This window comes from Oceanispirochaeta sp. M1 (assembly GCF_003346715.1).
GTDB lineage: Bacteria > Spirochaetota > Spirochaetia > DSM-2461 > DSM-2461 > Oceanispirochaeta.
The window spans coordinates 1-17,398 of sequence record NZ_QQPQ01000046.1 but is presented as its reverse complement, the minus strand read 5'-3'; the positions used below and the strand labels follow the sequence as shown (position 1 = coordinate 17,398).

Here is a 17,398-nt window from a genome sequence, read left to right as displayed (position 1 = left end):
TTTAGATTCTCCCGGCTCTATGAATTCAGTTCATTTTAATACTTAAGTGAAGATAAAAAAAAGGCCGGAACTGCGTCCGGCCTGTGTTCTCAGTTTTAGTATGATTATTGTGTGAAGGCTACTGCGAGGCTGTTAGTTCTGACAGATACATAGTTTCCCTTCAGAGGAGTATCGGAACTTAGAGGGAAGGTATAAGCATAATCTTCTTTAAAGGGATCATATATTTTAGCCATTCCTGTTTTTCCATCAATAACCAGTTTTACCGGAAGGGCATAGTTCATACTCTTTTCAATCATAGGCTCAATTGATGCAAGAGAAACACTCTCAACTAAATTCATTCTGTAATTGTTATCACTCTTGTAAATCTGGGCACTAAGACCTTTAGGAGTGCTTGAACTCGTAGGGTTTTCATCATAGTTAATCCATAAAAGGTAAGATTCTCCCTCTCCCCAAGCTTTAGCAGGAGCAGGCTTATCGACAAATACATGTAATCCGAATCCGCCGTGTCCATCTTGAAGTCCGTCTAAATAGCGGGCTTTGAATTCATAGACCATTGTGCCGTTCTGTGGAGCATAGACGTTGATTTTTGCCATACTTGATTCTGAATCAGATGTAATCTGATAGGATGATACTTTCCAGTCGCCATAGCTGGCTTTGAATTTCATGGAATCAGCAAAAATGCTGGTTGTAAAAACGACTGATAAACAGATGATAATAAGGATTACTTTTTTCATTAATTTGTCTCTCCCGGGTGAATTTGTTTTTGTTTGGACTTTAAGAGTAAACCCGTTTATTTATGGAGACAAGCTAAAAAAAGTTAGAATGACATGAGAAAAGGATGAATCTATTTTTTTACAGAATCTTTGTTACTTTGCTGAACCGCTGTTGTTTATAATAAATTCGGCTGCTTCAAGAATGTTGTTTTTAACTACTAAATCTCTATAAATTCCCTGATCGATATTTTCTTCAGTAATATTGCCGTCTCCTGTCCTTACAAGAAGGGGTTTTACTCTACCGTTCAGAGCACAGCGGAGATCTCCTTCCCGGTCACCTATCATCCAGCAGTTTTTCATGCTCAGACCGAGGAGTGAGCATGCCTTGTGCAGAAGTTCTGGTGAGGGCTTTGTTACCGTAGTATCAGTGTAGTCGGGGTGAACTGCCAGATTCCCGGCACCGCTGCTGAAGTAGATGGCATCGGGCTGGCTTTCTATATCCCCTGTCTCATTCACAAGGAGATGACACATATATTCATGGTTGAGGAGAACCACCGATTCAGGTACATAGCCAAGACCGATACAGGATTGATTTGTGTTGATCACCACGGCAAATCCTGCTTTTCTGAGTTTGAGTATGGCCTCTCCCGCTCCGGGGATCAGTTTCATCTCTTCGGGGCCTGTCGTGTAGGAAGACTGGGTGGCGATAACACCATCCCTGTCCATAAAAACCGCTGGTTTTCCCTTGTGTATACTTTTTTTCTGAATTTCCAGACGACTGGTCTTCTGCAGGGCATTCCCTTCCAGTTCATGAATGAGAACAGGATGGGGGATAGCGCAAAAGGCAGGTCCGGAGATCCATGTGGTCTTTTCCTCTCTATAGCTTTTGATTCCCGGATGGTAATGTCCTGATAGACTGAGAACCACATTGCCCGAGTCCCGGCACATCTTTCTCAGGTTGTCCGCTTCCTTATAGACATGCTTCAGTTTTATCTGCTCCGAAGGGGTGCTGACAAAGTGCTGAAGGTGAATCTGCGGCGGGCTGTCAGGATCGGCAAGCTGAGCCTCCATAAGCCTTCTTTCTCTGTCGAAGCGACGGGGCTGACCGCCGTCCCACTGTCTGTCATGAAAGGAGACAAAACGATAACCCTTGAAGTCTCTGACCAGAGGCTGATCTCCCCAGAGTTCTGTGTAGAGTTCCGGTTCGTCCTTATTTCCCGGAATCACAATCCAGGGAATTCCTGAATGATCCAGGATGGAGCGTATTGTCAGATAGTCTTTTCTGATAAGTTGTTTGAACGGGGTGGAGAGGTCCATATAGTAGTTGTTGTGCTTAAGAACTACTCCCGGTGTATCGATGATATCACCTGTGATAACCAGTATATCGATTTTTTCTTTTTTGAGAACATTCAGGGCTTTTTCAAGAACCTTGAGCATTTCTCTGCTGCGGTTTTTTTGCTTATGAGAAGAACCGGGAGTATAATGGCGGAAATGGATATCTGTTATATGGCCGATTTTCAGTGACTTCATCTTAATCTGGATTTTAGATAAATACTGTGACCATGGGAATAGGAGAACTGTAAAATAATGATCCGTTTATACATATTTTTGGGCCTGCTTGCTCTGTTTATGGTGTGGGAAACTGTTTTTCCCAGGAGATCTCAGGGGCGGCTGTTAAAGAACAGGGTCTGTAATCTTTCCCTGTCGGTACTGAATTCTCTTCTAATGTCACTGATTCCTTTTTCTGCGGCTGCAGCGGCGGTAGCGGTTGAGACTGCAGGAGCCGCGGGTACCGGAGCCGGTCTGCTCCTCAGTATTAAGATGCACAACGGTCTGAGGTTTGTCCTTTCAATAGTCATCCTGGATCTTGTTATCTATTTTCAGCACCTCATGTTTCATTCTGTTCCTCTCTTCTGGCAGCTTCATAAGGTTCATCATGCAGACAGTACTCTTAATGTTACATCGGCAATCCGCTTTCATCCCATTGAGATTGCACTCTCCCTGGGGATTAAGATCGGAACAATATTTATGTTCGGTATTTCTGCAGATGCGGTAATTCTATTTGAACTCTTATTAAATGGGTGTGCTATGTTCAACCATGCCTGTATTATCCTTCCTTCGGGAACAGACAGAGTCCTGAGATTCTTTATTGTCACACCAGATATGCATAGAATCCACCACTCTGTCCGCCTGCGGGAGACCAATCGGAACTTCGGGTTCTGTCTCAGCCTCTGGGATCATCTTTTCGGTACATATAGAAAAGATCCTGTACAGGATCAGACTGTCTTTAAATTGGGAATTTCAAGTTACAGAAATTTGGAAGAGAGATCATTGATTAAATGTCTTCTTATGCCATTCGACGGGAAAGGGCAGGCCTATTCAATAAAAGGAATAGGGAAACAGGGTTCTTAGGGTTCGGGCATTTCCTTCTCTTCCAGAACCGTGTAGCGAATCAGGGCTCTTCCGATTCTATGGAGGAGAATCTCTTTTCCCTTGTCCTGCAGAATCCTTCCGAAGAGAGGGAATCCAAGCCCGGCAACGGCTGTGGGGCTGGCCTTTCGCAGTTTAAGAAGCTGCCTGGCTTTCAGGACAGGGCGGATGCTTCTCCAGGAATCCATTCCCTTGGATTTTAACAGTGTCATAAGGGGCTGTCTGCTGAAGTCTCTTACCTTTCTGAACAGATCAACAGATACTTTTTCAAGTGCGATCCGGCTTCCCGGTGCATTGGAATAGACAGCTCCCAGGGCAATAATACTGAGTTTGTAAGAGGCTGCAATCATCTGATTGATCCGGTAACTCTCATGGGGAGTCTCTTTTCCCGGATAGTAGAGGCCGGGCATGGTCTCGCACATCCTGATAAGGATATCCTTAATGGGCACCGTCTCCTGAGTACTTGAAAACTCGCTGTTAATGGCAGAGATCGTTTTTCGGAAAAATCCGCTCATCCTGCCTTTGAATTTGACCCTTTTTTTATCAGCATCGGGCCTCAGATTATACTTTTCATCAGGGGTAAGCCCCGACTGAATCATGATTCTGCTGTATTCTTCCACCATGAGTCTCAGTACGTCCTCTCTGCCTTCTACGCTGGGCATGATTGTCAGTTCTCTATCGTAATGTCGGTATTTCCGGATGATTTCATTTTTTGAAAATTTAGCTCTTCTCTCTTCTATTTCAGGACAGATTCCGCCGTAAAGGTAGAGGATGTACTGGGATGCACGGAACAGGAAACTGAGATAAAACCATCTGATAAAACCTTCCCAGAAAATTCTGAGAAATATACTGCGGATACTGTAGAACAGAATTCCCGGTATTCCCAGCAGGGGAACGAGTGCAAGACGGAGAAGCTGTGTAAAGACACCCTTTCGGTTCAGGAAACGTATAATTCTGAACTGATTTATATGCTGTCCGACCCTATATCCCCGGTAAAAGGGTCTGTACCAGCGTATTCTTCTGTTGAGGAAATAACGGAGCATTCTGCTTTTTTCCTGCAGGCGGAAGGCATCTTCATAGGCCATCAGAGATATTTCAAGAAAACGGAGTGCCGTAAAATTGAGGCGGACCGTACCTTCTGAGTCCGGGGGAGCCACCACTTCCAGCATTGCTTTGATATCACCTACCGGATTCATTCGCTCTGAAGACATCAGTCTCTTTTTCAGGATGGGCTTCATTATCTGAGAGCGTTCCAGGCTGAGCTTATCGGACCACTCAAATCTTTTTTTTGTCTCTTTTTTAAGGAGTATGGGGGTCAGGATAAAGCGGATGGCCAGAGGGAGTAGAACAAAGGAGAGAGCTCCCATAACTCCCGCTGCGATAAGGAGGGAGATGGTAAGAGTTGTCAGGAGGACTCTGCTTTAAGGAGAAGGTCCAGAGTCTGCCAGGCCAGAGTCGCGCATTTCAGGCGAACCGGAAATTGAACAAGTCCCTGAAGTGAAATAATATCACCATAGTTTTCAAGCTCTTCTACAGCTTCTTCTCCTCTGAATATTCTGTGAATCTTTGAGGCCGTTTCCAGGGCTTCCTCCCTGCTTTTCCCCGAGAGAATCTCGGTCAGCATGGAGGCCGATGCCATGGATATTGAACAGCCTTCGCCGTCAAAGCTTATTCCGGTGATTTTGTCATTCTCATCCCAGTCAATTTTAAGGGCTACTCTGTCACCGCAGGAGGGATTGTCCAGAACGGCTCCCTGCTCCTCAGGGCTGAGACTTACTTTATTCCGGGGATGTCGGTAATGATCTTGAATCATCTCTCTATATAAATCATCAAACTGCATATGTTTCTCTATTTTTATCCAAATACTTTTTTTATCTCTTTCAGGAGTGCTTCATCCTGGATCGGCTTCAGAAGATAGGCTGCCGGTTTAATGATCATGGCCTTTCGTCTGATGGATTCATTGGGATAGGCTGTAAGAAAAATGATGGGAGTATCATTCATCATCCTAACTCTCTGAGCAGCATCTATGCCGTCAATAAAACTTTTCAGGTAAATATCCATGATAATTAAATCCGGTTTGTGCTTGATCACTGCTGACATTACGCTGTCTGCATTTCTAACTACATCGGGTATCCTGTACCCGGCGTTTTCAAGAGATTCCTGAAGTTCCATTCCTATAATCGGCTCGTCCTCGACAATAAGAATTGTTTTCTCCGTCATCAAAGTCTCCAATATTATTTTAATACATTTTTTAAATAAATGATCAGGGGGAATTGTATCGATCTGTAAACATAAATCATATTCGAATCGTATTGATACAATATTCCAAAAAAATATGCAATATTCCCCTCTCTGCCAGTTAATATACTACTGTTTTCATTATTTCACTTAAAAAAAATCAGGATCGAGCTCTGTTTTACATAGATTTTACATTGAGGGAAGTTAGATGGCTGTAAGTGCTATTAAAGTAAATGGTCTCCGGCCTGTTCCAGAGTTTTAATCAGATTATCTATTTCATCTTCTGTATTGTAGAAAGAAATTGAGGCCCTTGTAGTGGACAGTGCATTCAATTTACGAGCCAGAGGATGGGCACAGTGGTGACCGGCTCTCAGGGCAAATCCACAGGAATCCAGGTACTGCGTCAGATCATGAGAGTGGCTGCCTTCTCTGGTAAATGCGGCGATTCCACCCCGTTTACGGGCACGCCCGTAGAGCTTGTAATCCTTTAGACTGTCGATGCCCTGTATCAGTTTGTCTGTGAGAATAGCTTCTCTCTTCTCTATTTCATCCATTCCCCAGCTGTTTATGTAATCCACGGCTGCTCCCAGGGCGATGGCTCCGGCAATATTAGGTGTTCCCGCTTCAAATTTATGAGGAAGGATATTCCATTCACTGTGGTCAAGGTATACGGATCGGATCATCTCACCGCCGCCCCGGAAGGGAGGCAGTTTATTAAGGAGGTCTTTTTTTCCATAGAGAACACCGATACCCGTGGGGCCATACATTTTATGACCTGAAAATGCCAGTAAATCACAGTCCAGATCCTGAACATCCACCCTCATATGAGGGACACTCTGAGCCGCATCGATAAGAACTTTGACACCACGGCTGTGTGCCTGGGCAATGATCTTTTTGACTGGATTTACTGTTCCGAGAACATTCGACATTTGAGTCAGGGATAGGAGTTTTGTTCTGGGGCTCCATAGTTTTTCGAGGGCCTCAAGGTCAAGTTCTCCCTCTTCTGTCACAGGAATAAACTTAAGCACTGCTCCCGAGTATTCAGCCTGTATCTGCCAGGGAACAAGGTTGCTGTGGTGTTCCATCTCGCTCAGGATAATCTCATCCCCCTCTTCTATCAGAAGTCTGCAAAGAGTGGTTGCCGCCAAATTAATGCTGTCGGTTGTTCCTGATGTAAATATCACCTGCTCAGGAGATTCGGCATTGATTAAAGATGCTGTCTTCTGTCTTGCCAACTCATACCGTCTTGTAGATTCTTCTCCCCAGCGGTGAATGGCTCTATAAACATTTGAGTTGCATCCCGTGTAATAATCCTGTATAGCATCAAGTACGGACTGGGGTTTCTGAGTCGTTGCCGCATTATCCAGATAGATATAATCCCTGTTGTCCCTGAGGATGGGAAATTCTGAGTAGGCATTTTCAATCAAGCGCTTCAATCTTACAGTTCTCCCGGTTCCAGGCTACGGGCTATCTGCTCTTTCAACCAGTCTGATGGAAGCTCTGGATGCCTGATGATGATCTCTTGGAACATCCCTTCTGTCAGCATCTTTACGGCTTCGCTGCGGCTGATTCCCCTGCTCATCAGATAAAAAATCTGTGAGGGGTCCAGTTTTCCTGTTGTGGAACCATGGGAACATTTTACATCATCTGTGAGGATCTTTAAACCGGGAATTGCATCGGCTCTGGCACCCTTGTTCAGTATAAGGTTTTTATTGCTCAGGTAGGCGTCGGTGCCCCTGGCTTCATGTTCGACCTTTATCATCCCCTGAAAGACTGAGCGTCCTCTATGGCTGACGGCGCCCTTGTAAAGAGCTCTGCTTGAAGTATGCGGGGCGATGTGTTTCTGTTCCAGTCTTAGATCCTTATGCTGATCCTTTCCGGAAGTGAATATCCCTCCGGCCTGCAGCTCTGCACCTACTCCTGCCAAGCGAAATGCTGCATTACCTTTTACTGCTGCAGCTCCCAGCTGTATCTGGCTGTGTGTGACCCTGGAATCCCGTTCCAATCTTACAATTGTATTCTGAACCAGACGGCTCTCCCGTCCCAATGTCTGTATCTCCACTATTTCACTGTGACTGCCTTCTCCGGCCCATACTCTCAGTGATGCATTTACCAGTTCTTTTTCTTTTCCTGAACCGTTTGTTGCAATAAAGATTTTCCCCTCCCATCCTTCTCCTATTCTGATAAATATCCTTGGAGCGGAGTAGCGATTCCGGGAAAGGCTGTCCAGCTGGAGGACAAAGGGCTGTTTCAGAATCTTCCCTTCAGGGAAATTAAGAAATACAGAGTTGGTTGCGGCGCTGTCATTCCAGGCTTCAAATCGGTCGGCCCATTCTCCGGGGAAGAAGAAATCCTTCTGCTCCGGATATCGGCTGACTCCCAGTGTGGGAGAGAGAATTTCCGGCAGTCCCTCCTGTGTTGAGATTACCCCTGATATCATTTTCGAACCTGCATAATGGAGATGAGCGCTTTTCTCCTTAAAAGGGAGGAGAACAGCCTGGTTTGCATCAAAAGAATTTTCATCTACTCCTTCTGAGAAGCTGATGGGGTCCAGCAAACGGACTGGAGTCCGTCTCCATATCTCAACTTTTTTGTCAGGCCAGTTCATATTTTTTAGAACAGCAGCAGCTGTTTCGGTATAAGTTTTCATTTTTTTTCCTCTTTACGGACACGAACCGCGCTGTATCAGCCTACGGAGCCTTCCATTTCCAGTTCAATCAAACGGTTGAGTTCCACCGCATATTCCATGGGAAGCTGCTTCACCAGGGGATCAATAAATCCGTTGACGATCATCATTGACGCCTCCTCTTCATTGAGGCCCCTGCTCATAAGATAGAAGAGCTGGGATTCGCTTATCCTGCTCACCCTTGCTTCGTGTTCTATGCTGGCCTGGTCGGTACTGATCTCCATATAAGGGTAGGTGTGACTCTGTGAATCTTCATCCAGAATCAATGCATCACAGACCACAGATGACCTCACATTTTTGACTCCGGGCTTTGTCTTTATCAGCCCTCTATAGGCCGATGACCCGCCATCCTTACTGATGGACTTGGATGTGATCACACTTGTTGTGTTGTCCGCTGCATGAATGATCTTTCCACCGGTATCCTGTTGCTGATCCTTTCCTGCAAACGCGATGGAGAGAATCTCTCCATGAGCCCTCTCTCCCAGTAAAAATACGGAAGGGTACTTCATGGTTTTCTTGCTTCCCAGATTTCCATCAACCCATTCAACCGTAGCTCCCTCATAGGCATGGGCACGTTTGGTTACCAGATTGTACACATTGGTAGACCAGTTCTGAATTGTGGAGTAGCGTACCCGGGCATCCTTCTTGGCAATAATTTCTACAACTGCCGAGTGGAGTGAGTCTGTGCTGAAGGTGGGAGCCGTACAGCCCTCGATGTAGTGAACAAAGCTCCCTTCTTCAGCAATGATCAGGGTCCGTTCAAATTGTCCGAAGTTCTTGGAATTAATCCTGAAATAAGCCTGCAGTGGAATATCCACATGGACACCCTTTGGCACGTAGACGAAGCTCCCTCCTGACCATACTGCGGAGTTGAGAGAGGCAAATTTGTTATCGCCGTAGGGGATGACTGTTCCGAAATGCTCACGAACAATCTCGCTGTGCTCCCTGATCGCTGTCTCAGGATCACAGAAAATAACACCCTGTTCTTCAAGGTGTTCCTTCAGGTTATGATATACAACTTCCGAGTCGTACTGGGCTCCCACACCGGCAAGGAATTTTCTTTCTGCTTCGGGAATTCCAATCCTGTCGAAGGTCTCTTTTATGTCATCGGGAACATCATCCCAGCTTCGGGACTGCTCCTCTGTCGGTTTGATGTAGTAGTAGATATCTTCAAAGTTGATGCCAGAAAGATCGGCACCCCAGTTGGGCATGGATTGTCTTCGAAATGCCTCCAGTGATTTCAGGCGGAACTCCAGCATCCACTCGGGTTCTCCCTTATGAGCACTTATCTGGCGGACGATATCTTCATCCAATCCTTTTCTTGTCTTGAAAACAGAACGTTCGGGGTAGCTGAATCCATATTTATAATCTTCAGTTTTAAGTTCAGCCATGGACGGCCTCCCTCTGGGCTTCTGCTTCGGCCGGGACATTTTCGCTGACCCAGTCATAACCCTTATCTTCCAGCTTTGCTATTATATCCATTCCGCCGGATGTAACGATTTCACCGTCATACATGATATGTACATGGTCGGGTTTTACATAGTCGAGAATCCTCTGGTAATGAGTGATAATAAGCCCGCCGAAGGAATCTCCCCTCAGAGCATTGATCCCCTTTGATACAATCTTCAGAGCATCCATATCCAGACCGGAATCTGTCTCATCCATAATGGAGAAAAGAGGCTTCATCATCAGCATCTGGAGAATCTCCATTCTCTTCTTCTCTCCTCCCGAGAATCCCTCATTCAGATTCCTGTTGATGAAATTCTGATCCATATCGAGAAACTCCATACTGCTCCGCAGTTCCCTGATGTACTGAGTCAGGTTCAGTTTCTCTTCGGGTCTGAGTGCTTCAAGTGAGCGCTTGAGAAATTTACCGACAGTCACTCCCGGGATTTCAACGGGATACTGAAAAGCCAGGAACAATCCTGATGCCGCTCTTTCATGAATCTCCATTTCAAGAAGGTTTTTACCATCCAGAAATACTTCTCCCCCGGTTACCTTGTAATCAGGATGACCCATAAGCACATTGGCAAGAGTGCTTTTTCCGGAGCCGTTAGGTCCCATCAGAGCATGAACTTCTCCCGAGCGGAGAGTCAGGTTGATACCTTTTAAAATTGCCTTATCATCAATCTCTGCTTTCAGATTTTTTATTTCCAGAACATTCATATTAATCCTTCCTTAAATGGGATAGCCCATGGCCATCCTGAGTTCTTCTTTGGCAAAATCAATCTGCCAGGGGGGAGCAAATACCAGATTGGTTGTGATATTCTCCAGCCATTTATTTTTTCTTTTGATTGTTTTCCTGATGGATTTATCTAGAACCGGTCCAAAGGGACATCCCGGAGAGGTCAGTGTAAAATCTACTACAACAGATTTTTCATCAATAAGTTCTACACGGTAAATCAGTCCGAGATCCGTTATGGGCGCCATGATCTCAGGGTCATAGATCTCTCCCATCTGCTGGAAAATTTCATCTTCCAGGATCTTTTTATCTGTTTGGAAATCTTTCATAAGTTTTTCCTCATCTAATACTTTATTGCATGATATAATTAGTCTATACTAACTTTATTTATAATATAATAGTAAAATGGTCATATATCAATTACTTTAAGAGGAGATCCAATGAATTTCGGAGGTTCTAATGGCAGTTTGCATCATTCTGGCTCATCCTGACAGTACTTCACTCAGTTACCAGATCTTTCATGAAACTGCAGCCATTCTGGAAGCCAGGGGAGAAACTGTTCACAGGCAAGACCTGCACAGCGAAGAATTTGATCCTGTAATGCCTTTGGATGAGCTTAAAAGAAGAATGTCTTTAGACCCTCATGTGTCACGATATGCCAGAGAGTTGGGTGAAAGCCGGCATATCATTATTGTTCATCCCGACTGGTGGGCCGGACCTCCTGCTATTCTTAAAGGATGGGTTGATCGGGTGTTCCGTCCGGGAACCGCCTATGATGAGATTCATGACTTTCCCGGGGATGAAGCCGAATTTATCCCTCTTTTGACAGATAAAAAGGTCTCTGTTGTGGCACTCTCCTACAGGGAGGTAAGCTCTCGTACCCTCAAGGCTTTCTGGAAGGATACTGTTTTCGGCTGGTGCGGGGTTAATGATTTTTTCCTGTATCATCTCAAGGATATCGGCGGGAGTGATGCCAACCAGATCAGTGATTGGAAAAGGGATACTGTACATTCTTTGACCGATAGAGTTGAAAGATAATTATGAAGAGAATCATTGTCACCGGCGGAGCTGGATTTATCGGAACACATCTCTGCAGAACACTGCTCAGCCAGGGCAATGAAGTTCTCTGTGTTGATAATTTCAGCACCGGTACCCGGCAGGGGATTAAGGAACTGGAAAAAGATCATCATTTCAGTATTATGGAACATGATATCTGCCTCCCCTTCAACGCCGAAGCCGATGAAATCTATAACTTTGCCTGTCCGGCATCCCCTGTGTTCTATCAGAAGGACCCGGTTCAGACCATGAAAACCAATGTCGTAGGTTCTTTAAACATTCTTGAACTTGCAAGATCTCTCAATGTTCCGGTTCTTCAGGCATCCACATCGGAAGTTTATGGTGATCCTCAGCTGATTCCTCAAAAGGAATCGTACTGGGGGAATGTGAATCCCATCGGATCCCGCTCCTGCTATGACGAAGGTAAACGCAGCGCCGAATGTCTCTTCTTCGATTTCAAAAGGAAATATGAACTCCCCATTAAACTGGTTCGAATTTTCAATACCTATGGTCCCGGTATGCTCCCTTATGACGGCAGAGTCATCACCAACTTTATAATACAGGCCCTGCAGAATAAGGAGATCACAGTATATGGCAGAGGAACTCAGACAAGATCGTTCTGTTATGTGGATGATCTAATAGATGGGCTTATCAGGTTTATGAATCTGGAATCAGAATTTTCGGGTCCTCTCAATCTGGGCAGAGCAGAAGAGATCTCCATGCTGAATCTTGCTCTTCTTATCAGGGAGATGACAGAAAGCAACTCAACCATAGTGTTTGAAGACCTACCCGAGGATGATCCCTGTCAGAGAAGACCGGATCTTGAATCCGCAAAAGACATCATCCACTGGCAGCCTGAAACAAATTTAATATCTGGTCTTGAAAAGACCATCGAATATATAAAAAAGGTACGGATGGTTTACCTAATCTATTATTAATCATTTCTAAATTGAAAAACTGAATATTGCCAGTATAATTATATAATACAGTTGTTGAAATCATTTGAATGATTTGAAGGATTTAATATGAAGCTTTCAAGAGTTTTTTTACTTACAGCCTCAGTTTTTCTGCTGCTTGTCTCCTGTAGGGATGGAGCACAGCTGAACGGACCTGTAGGAAACTACCTATATATAGCCATGGATCTGCCTGATACGGAAGATGGTCAATCCTTGAGCCGGGTTATTCATCCCGAATCAATTCTTCTAACTATTACTTTGACCTATCAAAATGGTCAGGTTATTGAAGGTGAAGCTGACCTGGATGGCCTATCCGATGTTACCCATACCCTTGATCAATTACCTGTTGGACAGGGAGTCCAGCTGGAAGTCAGTCTTGGACTGATTGACCTGCCGCTCTGTTCTAATACTGTTGTTGTAGATATCAATCCTGGTGGCAATAGTACTGATATGACTCTGGCATATTCTGAGTATACGGTTCAGGGGACTTTGGTTGATTCTGCAGGTTTGGCTGTTGGAGCACAAAGCCTAGAGATAGATGCAACAACGACTGTGACAACAGATGCAAATGGTAACTTTTCTTTTGTTGTTACCACAGAGGACTGGGATGGGTATACGAAGTTTTATATGGATTATTCAGGAGAGGAGCTGGAGTTCGCTCGAAATAAAAAGGCCTTGATTGAGAATAGAACTGAATTCTCATTAACAGCAAAACCTGAATTCTTTGTTGATATGACTATTACTTCCGGAACAGTTCCTCTGAAGGGAGCAACAGTTGGTGCTGATACAGGTGATGGTTTCATTTATACATCAAATTCATCTGATGAGAACGGCCATCTGGTTTATGGACCTATTGACTGGGAATACCCAAGTCAACCATTAACAGTCAGTGTTGAGTATAAAGGATTATTTATAGAGTATCAGTATGAAAGTCGAGGTGCTCCGGGTGCAGTTGTAGGAGACGTCAATCTTACTGATCCCTATGTCATTTTTATGTCAGCAGAAGATATGAACATAAATCTTTTTACTATATATGCGATGGATTTTGATAGTGTTAATACAACACCTGAGTATTCTTTAGATGCACAAAGTATCATACAGTCAATAGATATTGAGTCGGTGTTTACTCCGAGTGGAAGCAATGGTGGTAGAATTTATACTGATTATTTAAATGGTTATATTTATTTCTTCTGCTATGCAAATCCTGCAGCCACTACAGGTAAACTGATAATCAAATTGGATGGATTTAGTTCTACGGTTGTTGATTATGTTGAAGTCGCACCTTCAACAGTATTTCCTAGCTACAGTTTTCCATATACAGTTCAGCAATTGTATCCTATTGAAAATGGAGCCAAGATCCTCGCTACAACCACGAATGGAGCATTTACGTTCAGCACTGCAACTATGGATATCGTTGATACCTGGATATCAAAAGATTTACCTAATTCAATAACCATTTTGAATGGTGGTTATGAAGCCGCTGATGGAACTTTATATGTTATGGGAGAAGATTCTGACGTTTATGGAGCGATAAACAATATTCAAAGAATATTAAGATTGAATAGTGATGGTTCTATGACAACTGTGAGTAGTTTACCCAGTCCATATAACGATTTTAGCAGCTCAGGTTTAACTAGTGGTTCTGGTTTTGCATCAATGATAGGGCTTTATCCATGGACTGGAGAGACTGTTCTATCGGTTAAAACTCAGTCTACACCTTATTCAGATCTTGGTGGTGTAATTGTTACCATGAAAAATTGGAGTCTTGATAGTGATCCAGTGGACAATTCCTATAATTATCTAGTCCCTATTGGCATATTGCCAAACAATAAGTTCTATATAGTTAATGAAACTACGTCAAGTATTATAGATAAGACAATGCTGAGAATGAATAGTCCTTCAGATTTAACTCCTGATATTAAAGCCTTTATGTCGAATCCTTCTGGTGCAAATCAGTCTATGTTCTACTATTTTGATCCGTCCGGCTTGGTTTATTGATAAAAATAGCATCCCTCCACTTTGGTTCCGGTGGGGGGCACATCTTTGGTGGACTTACTTTATGGCAGACTTTCAAGATTTATCTAAAGGAGCCGTTTCACTATTCTTTACTCACGGACTCTGTTATAGAACTTCCCTTTGTGGATGAGACTCTTGAAGTTATTCCCATTGTAGCGGAACCTGAGAAGATGTGGGGTAGAGATAGGGAGACCATGCTCTATCAGTATTTGAAGCATATCGATCCTGATTTGATCATTGTTGATAATATCTGGTTTCCGGTTAAACCCTTTCTCCATGAGTTTAGTGCAAAGACGGCTATCTATTTCTGGTTTCTTCCACAACAGTGGTTTCAGACTCCTCCTCTGGATGATGGAATCTCTCATTCCTTTCAAGCAGAAGACTATGATCTGCCTTGTACCATTGATCCCCATTTTCATCAGGATGGTTGCCTCAATATTCCTCCTGTCATTAACATTCACCAATCAAACCTTCAGCCTCCTGAGATAATCAGATCTGTGCTGGAGGTTCCTGATAACAAGAAGCTTGCCTTGGTAGCACATAACGGTCATGAAGGTGAGATTGAAGATATTTTAAAAAATGCAGATATTGATCCAGATGAGTATTGTCTAAGATCCATTTCGTCTTTTGATGATGTTTCGAAGAAGCTCTTTCCTCTGTCCCATTATATGAGTGGTATAGATCTGGCCATTGGGGGATGTGGATATCATTTTTTCTATGAGACTAAATTCTACAAGATTCCCACAATTTATATTCCCCAGCCCAGGATTGGAAATGAGCAGCATTGGCGCTTTGAGCATTGCATTGATTATGAAGGGCCTTTTAATGGTGCAGATATTTTAGTAGAGAAATTGTTAGCCCTGCTTTAGAATGTAGCCTATGAACATAGTTATACTGAGTTTTGGTGGAGGGGCCGGGCACCTTGCCAGAGCCTTTTCAATATTTGAAAGCTTTAAAAGAAATGCTGCCGAACCTTACTTGTTTACAATTATTACAGATTCACCCCTTGATGTGGGGGACTGCTATAAGGACTTGGAAATCTATCAGGTATTGATCGAGCCAGAAAAAATATTCCTTGATGATAAAAACACAGCTATCTATAATATTCTAAAACATATTGATCCGGATTTGATAATTTCAGATATGAACTGGTTGATCTTAAGACCCATTCTTGATGATTTTAAAGCAAAGAAGGTCATTCTGTTTCGTTATGTACATGATGAAATCTTACATATTCCTTCGGTTGATGGATTGATTCATTCTTTTGATCCTGAGGAATATGATCTTGCTTTTACGATTGAACCTTCTTTCTCAATCGAGGGCTGTATTAGTCTACATCCAACAATAAATGTACACCCTTCAAGTAATTATGAAGAAAAGATTATCAGGCAGGTTCTGAAGGTTCCTGAGGATAAGAAATTAGCATTATTGGCCCATAATGGCTTTGAAGGAGAGTTGGATACTATTCTCAAAGAAATCAAAATTGATCCTGAAGAATATTGTTTCCGATCAATCAGTACTTTTGATGATGAAATATCAAGACAGATTTTTCCTTTGTCCCATTACATGTCAGGTGTGGATTTTTCTATTGGGGGCTGTGGATATAATTTCTTTTATGAAACAAAAGCCCATGGAATCCCTTCATTGTATTTTCCTCAACCCAGAAAAGGCAACGAGCAGCACTGGCGTCTGGATCATAATAAAGACTATGGGGGACCCTATGACGGGGCTGATAAGATGGTGGAGATGATTCTGGATCTATTTTAAATACATTGAGACGATGGCATGGAACTGTTCTGATCATTTTTCACACAGTTTCTTCCGGCCTCTTTGGCGTAGTAGAGGGCCTTGTCGGCACGGAGGGTCATCTTTTTAAGACTGGCATCTTCGTCGCTCATATGGGCAATGCCGATACTGGTTGTCAGTTTCAAACCTGCATAAACCGGAAATTCCAGATTCTCTATCTTCTGACGGAGTTCTTCGGCAATTCTCAGACTGTCCTGGGGACCGGTTCCTTTTAAGAGGACAATAAATTCTTCACCGCCGAATCGGCATACTCTGTCAGCTGATCTGAAAGAGGATTTTAGAGTCTTTCCGACTTCCCTGAGAATATTGTCACCCGCATCATGGCCGTAGTTGTCATTGACTGCCTTGAAATGATCCAGGTCTATCATCAGAACACTCAGGTTTTTACCGGCCCGCCGTATCATATCGAAATCAAGTTCTCCTGTCTGCTCAAGGAAACGTTTGTTTTCGAGACCTGTCAGCCCATCTGTACAGGCTAGTTTAGAGAGCTTATTTGTATCTCGGTTAATGTAATGAACATAGTAGCGCATCCCGATTATGGTTCCGAGGTTGAAACTCATAATACTGAACATGTGAAAAAGTCTGTGATAATCCAGGGATGTAATTATGGGATTGAACAGGTCTGTGTATTCGGCAAGGTAAAAAAATAGAAGGCTGATGGAGGCGTAGATCGGTTTTTCAATCTGCCTTTTACCGAAAATTATCCAGATGAGTGATGGTATGACTAGCAGGCAGTAGTGAAAACCATACTCCCTGGGAAAGATAAACAATGATGTCACGCTTATATGAGTGATAAAACTGATTATAAGAAAATTGGAAGCTACTCGAAGTTTTATTTTTTTGCTCAGAAAGACTGACAGCAGGTACACCGGAAGTATAGAAAGACCGAGAATGATACCTATCTGTAATCTGAGAAATGCAAAGGCGATTATACTTAATAAAGTGACTGAAGCACTGAACGCAGAAACCAGTTGTACCAGGTCTCTTATTCTTTTCTGTTCAGATTCGGGTTGAGATACACCGGCATCAGCGAGGGAGTATTGGGATTCCACTGCCAAAGAATAGCAAAAAGTAAGTAATTCCGCAAGTTTAAAAGAAATCTACTGTTTAATTAAGTGAAATGTGATCTTTTCTGTAGTTTTTGTGACTCTTTTATGAATTACATGTTTTTTAAAAAAGGATGGATTATCACAGCTGTCCAAGATAAAATTGCTTCATAAAAACAGCCCCATTTGACCATCTGAAAAAAACATTGATTCTGCCATTGGTTTTGGCTTATTCAACCATAGCCAGATATCTTTTTTCATGAACAATA

Annotated in this window: 17 protein-coding genes; 6 read left to right on the top strand and 11 right to left on the bottom strand. The window is 43.3% G+C overall.

Translation table 11 applies throughout. The features are described 5' to 3' along the window. Positions 1-104: 104 nt before the first annotated feature. The gene (locus DV872_RS22110; protein WP_114632150.1) at positions 105-734 is read right to left on the bottom strand and encodes a hypothetical protein; all 630 of its coding nucleotides are present in this window, start codon (positions 732-734) and stop codon (positions 105-107) included. A 132-nt stretch (positions 735-866) separates the two neighbouring features. Next, on the bottom strand, positions 867-2,243 hold the full coding sequence (locus tag DV872_RS22105) for an HAD-IIIA family hydrolase (RefSeq protein WP_114632149.1): 1,377 nt from the start codon (positions 2,241-2,243) through the stop codon (positions 867-869). Positions 2,244-2,300: 57 nt separating this feature from the next. Between DV872_RS22105 and DV872_RS22100 the strand changes: the two genes are divergently transcribed. Beyond that, positions 2,301-3,125 carry a sterol desaturase family protein gene (locus DV872_RS22100; protein ID WP_114632148.1) on the top strand — a complete coding sequence of 275 codons (825 nt, stop codon included), beginning with the start codon at positions 2,301-2,303 and terminating at the stop codon, positions 3,123-3,125. Here DV872_RS22100 and DV872_RS22095 read toward each other — a convergent pair. The 8 genes from DV872_RS22095 to DV872_RS22060 all read right to left on the bottom strand — a co-directional run bounded on the left by DV872_RS22095 (position 3,122) and on the right by DV872_RS22060 (position 10,578). Continuing rightward, on the bottom strand, positions 3,122-4,510 hold the full coding sequence (locus DV872_RS22095; protein ID WP_114632147.1) for a hypothetical protein: 1,389 nt from the start codon (positions 4,508-4,510) through the stop codon (positions 3,122-3,124). The genes DV872_RS22100 and DV872_RS22095 overlap by 4 nt on opposite strands. Before the next feature lie 38 nt (positions 4,511-4,548). Beyond that, positions 4,549-4,983 (bottom strand): Fe-S cluster assembly sulfur transfer protein SufU, encoded by a 435-nt coding sequence (sufU, locus tag DV872_RS22090; protein ID WP_114632146.1) that lies wholly within the window; start codon positions 4,981-4,983, stop codon positions 4,549-4,551. 14 nt (positions 4,984-4,997) lie between these two features. Beyond that, a complete protein-coding gene (locus DV872_RS22085; RefSeq protein ID WP_114632145.1) occupies positions 4,998-5,363 on the bottom strand; it encodes a response regulator in 366 nt (121 codons plus the stop codon). A 242-nt stretch (positions 5,364-5,605) separates the two neighbouring features. Continuing rightward, a complete protein-coding gene (locus DV872_RS22080; protein WP_114632144.1) occupies positions 5,606-6,817 on the bottom strand; it encodes an aminotransferase class V-fold PLP-dependent enzyme in 1,212 nt (403 codons plus the stop codon). Between the two features lie 2 nt (positions 6,818-6,819). After that, a complete protein-coding gene (sufD, locus tag DV872_RS22075; RefSeq protein WP_114632143.1) occupies positions 6,820-8,031 on the bottom strand; it encodes a Fe-S cluster assembly protein SufD in 1,212 nt (403 codons plus the stop codon). Positions 8,032-8,066: 35 nt separating this feature from the next. Next, on the bottom strand, positions 8,067-9,515 hold the full coding sequence (sufB, locus tag DV872_RS22070; RefSeq protein WP_370446660.1) for a Fe-S cluster assembly protein SufB: 1,449 nt from the start codon (positions 9,513-9,515) through the stop codon (positions 8,067-8,069). Further along, on the bottom strand, positions 9,451-10,233 hold the full coding sequence (gene sufC, locus DV872_RS22065; RefSeq protein ID WP_114632141.1) for a Fe-S cluster assembly ATPase SufC: 783 nt from the start codon (positions 10,231-10,233) through the stop codon (positions 9,451-9,453). The genes sufB and sufC overlap by 65 nt, the downstream gene beginning before the upstream one ends. 12 nt (positions 10,234-10,245) lie before the next feature. Continuing rightward, positions 10,246-10,578 carry a metal-sulfur cluster assembly factor gene (locus DV872_RS22060; RefSeq protein ID WP_114632140.1) on the bottom strand — a complete coding sequence of 111 codons (333 nt, stop codon included), beginning with the start codon at positions 10,576-10,578 and terminating at the stop codon, positions 10,246-10,248. A 130-nt stretch (positions 10,579-10,708) separates the two neighbouring features. Here DV872_RS22060 and DV872_RS22055 point away from each other — a divergent pair, with 130 nt between their 5' ends. The 5 genes from DV872_RS22055 (at position 10,709) to DV872_RS22035 (ending at position 16,044) form a co-directional block, all read left to right on the top strand. Then, positions 10,709-11,287 (top strand): NAD(P)H-dependent oxidoreductase, encoded by a 579-nt coding sequence (locus tag DV872_RS22055; protein WP_114632139.1) that lies wholly within the window; start codon positions 10,709-10,711, stop codon positions 11,285-11,287. 2 nt (positions 11,288-11,289) lie between these two features. Beyond that, complete coding sequence (locus DV872_RS22050) at positions 11,290-12,243, top strand: UDP-glucuronic acid decarboxylase family protein (RefSeq protein WP_114632138.1); 954 nt, start codon at positions 11,290-11,292, stop codon at positions 12,241-12,243. 87 nt (positions 12,244-12,330) lie between these two features. After that, positions 12,331-14,259 (top strand): hypothetical protein, encoded by a 1,929-nt coding sequence (locus DV872_RS22045; RefSeq protein WP_114632137.1) that lies wholly within the window; start codon positions 12,331-12,333, stop codon positions 14,257-14,259. Beyond that, entirely contained in the window at positions 14,256-15,146 is an 891-nt protein-coding gene (locus DV872_RS22040; RefSeq protein ID WP_114632136.1) for a hypothetical protein, read from the top strand. Before DV872_RS22045 ends, DV872_RS22040 begins: the two co-directional genes overlap by 4 nt. Positions 15,147-15,156: 10 nt before the next feature. Further along, a complete protein-coding gene (locus DV872_RS22035) occupies positions 15,157-16,044 on the top strand; it encodes a hypothetical protein (RefSeq protein WP_114632135.1) in 888 nt (295 codons plus the stop codon). Here DV872_RS22035 and DV872_RS22030 read toward each other — a convergent pair. Further along, complete coding sequence (locus tag DV872_RS22030; RefSeq protein WP_147283241.1) at positions 16,041-17,135, bottom strand: diguanylate cyclase; 1,095 nt, start codon at positions 17,133-17,135, stop codon at positions 16,041-16,043. The two genes, DV872_RS22035 and DV872_RS22030, sit on opposite strands and share 4 nt — an antisense overlap. Positions 17,136-17,398 lie beyond the last annotated feature (263 nt).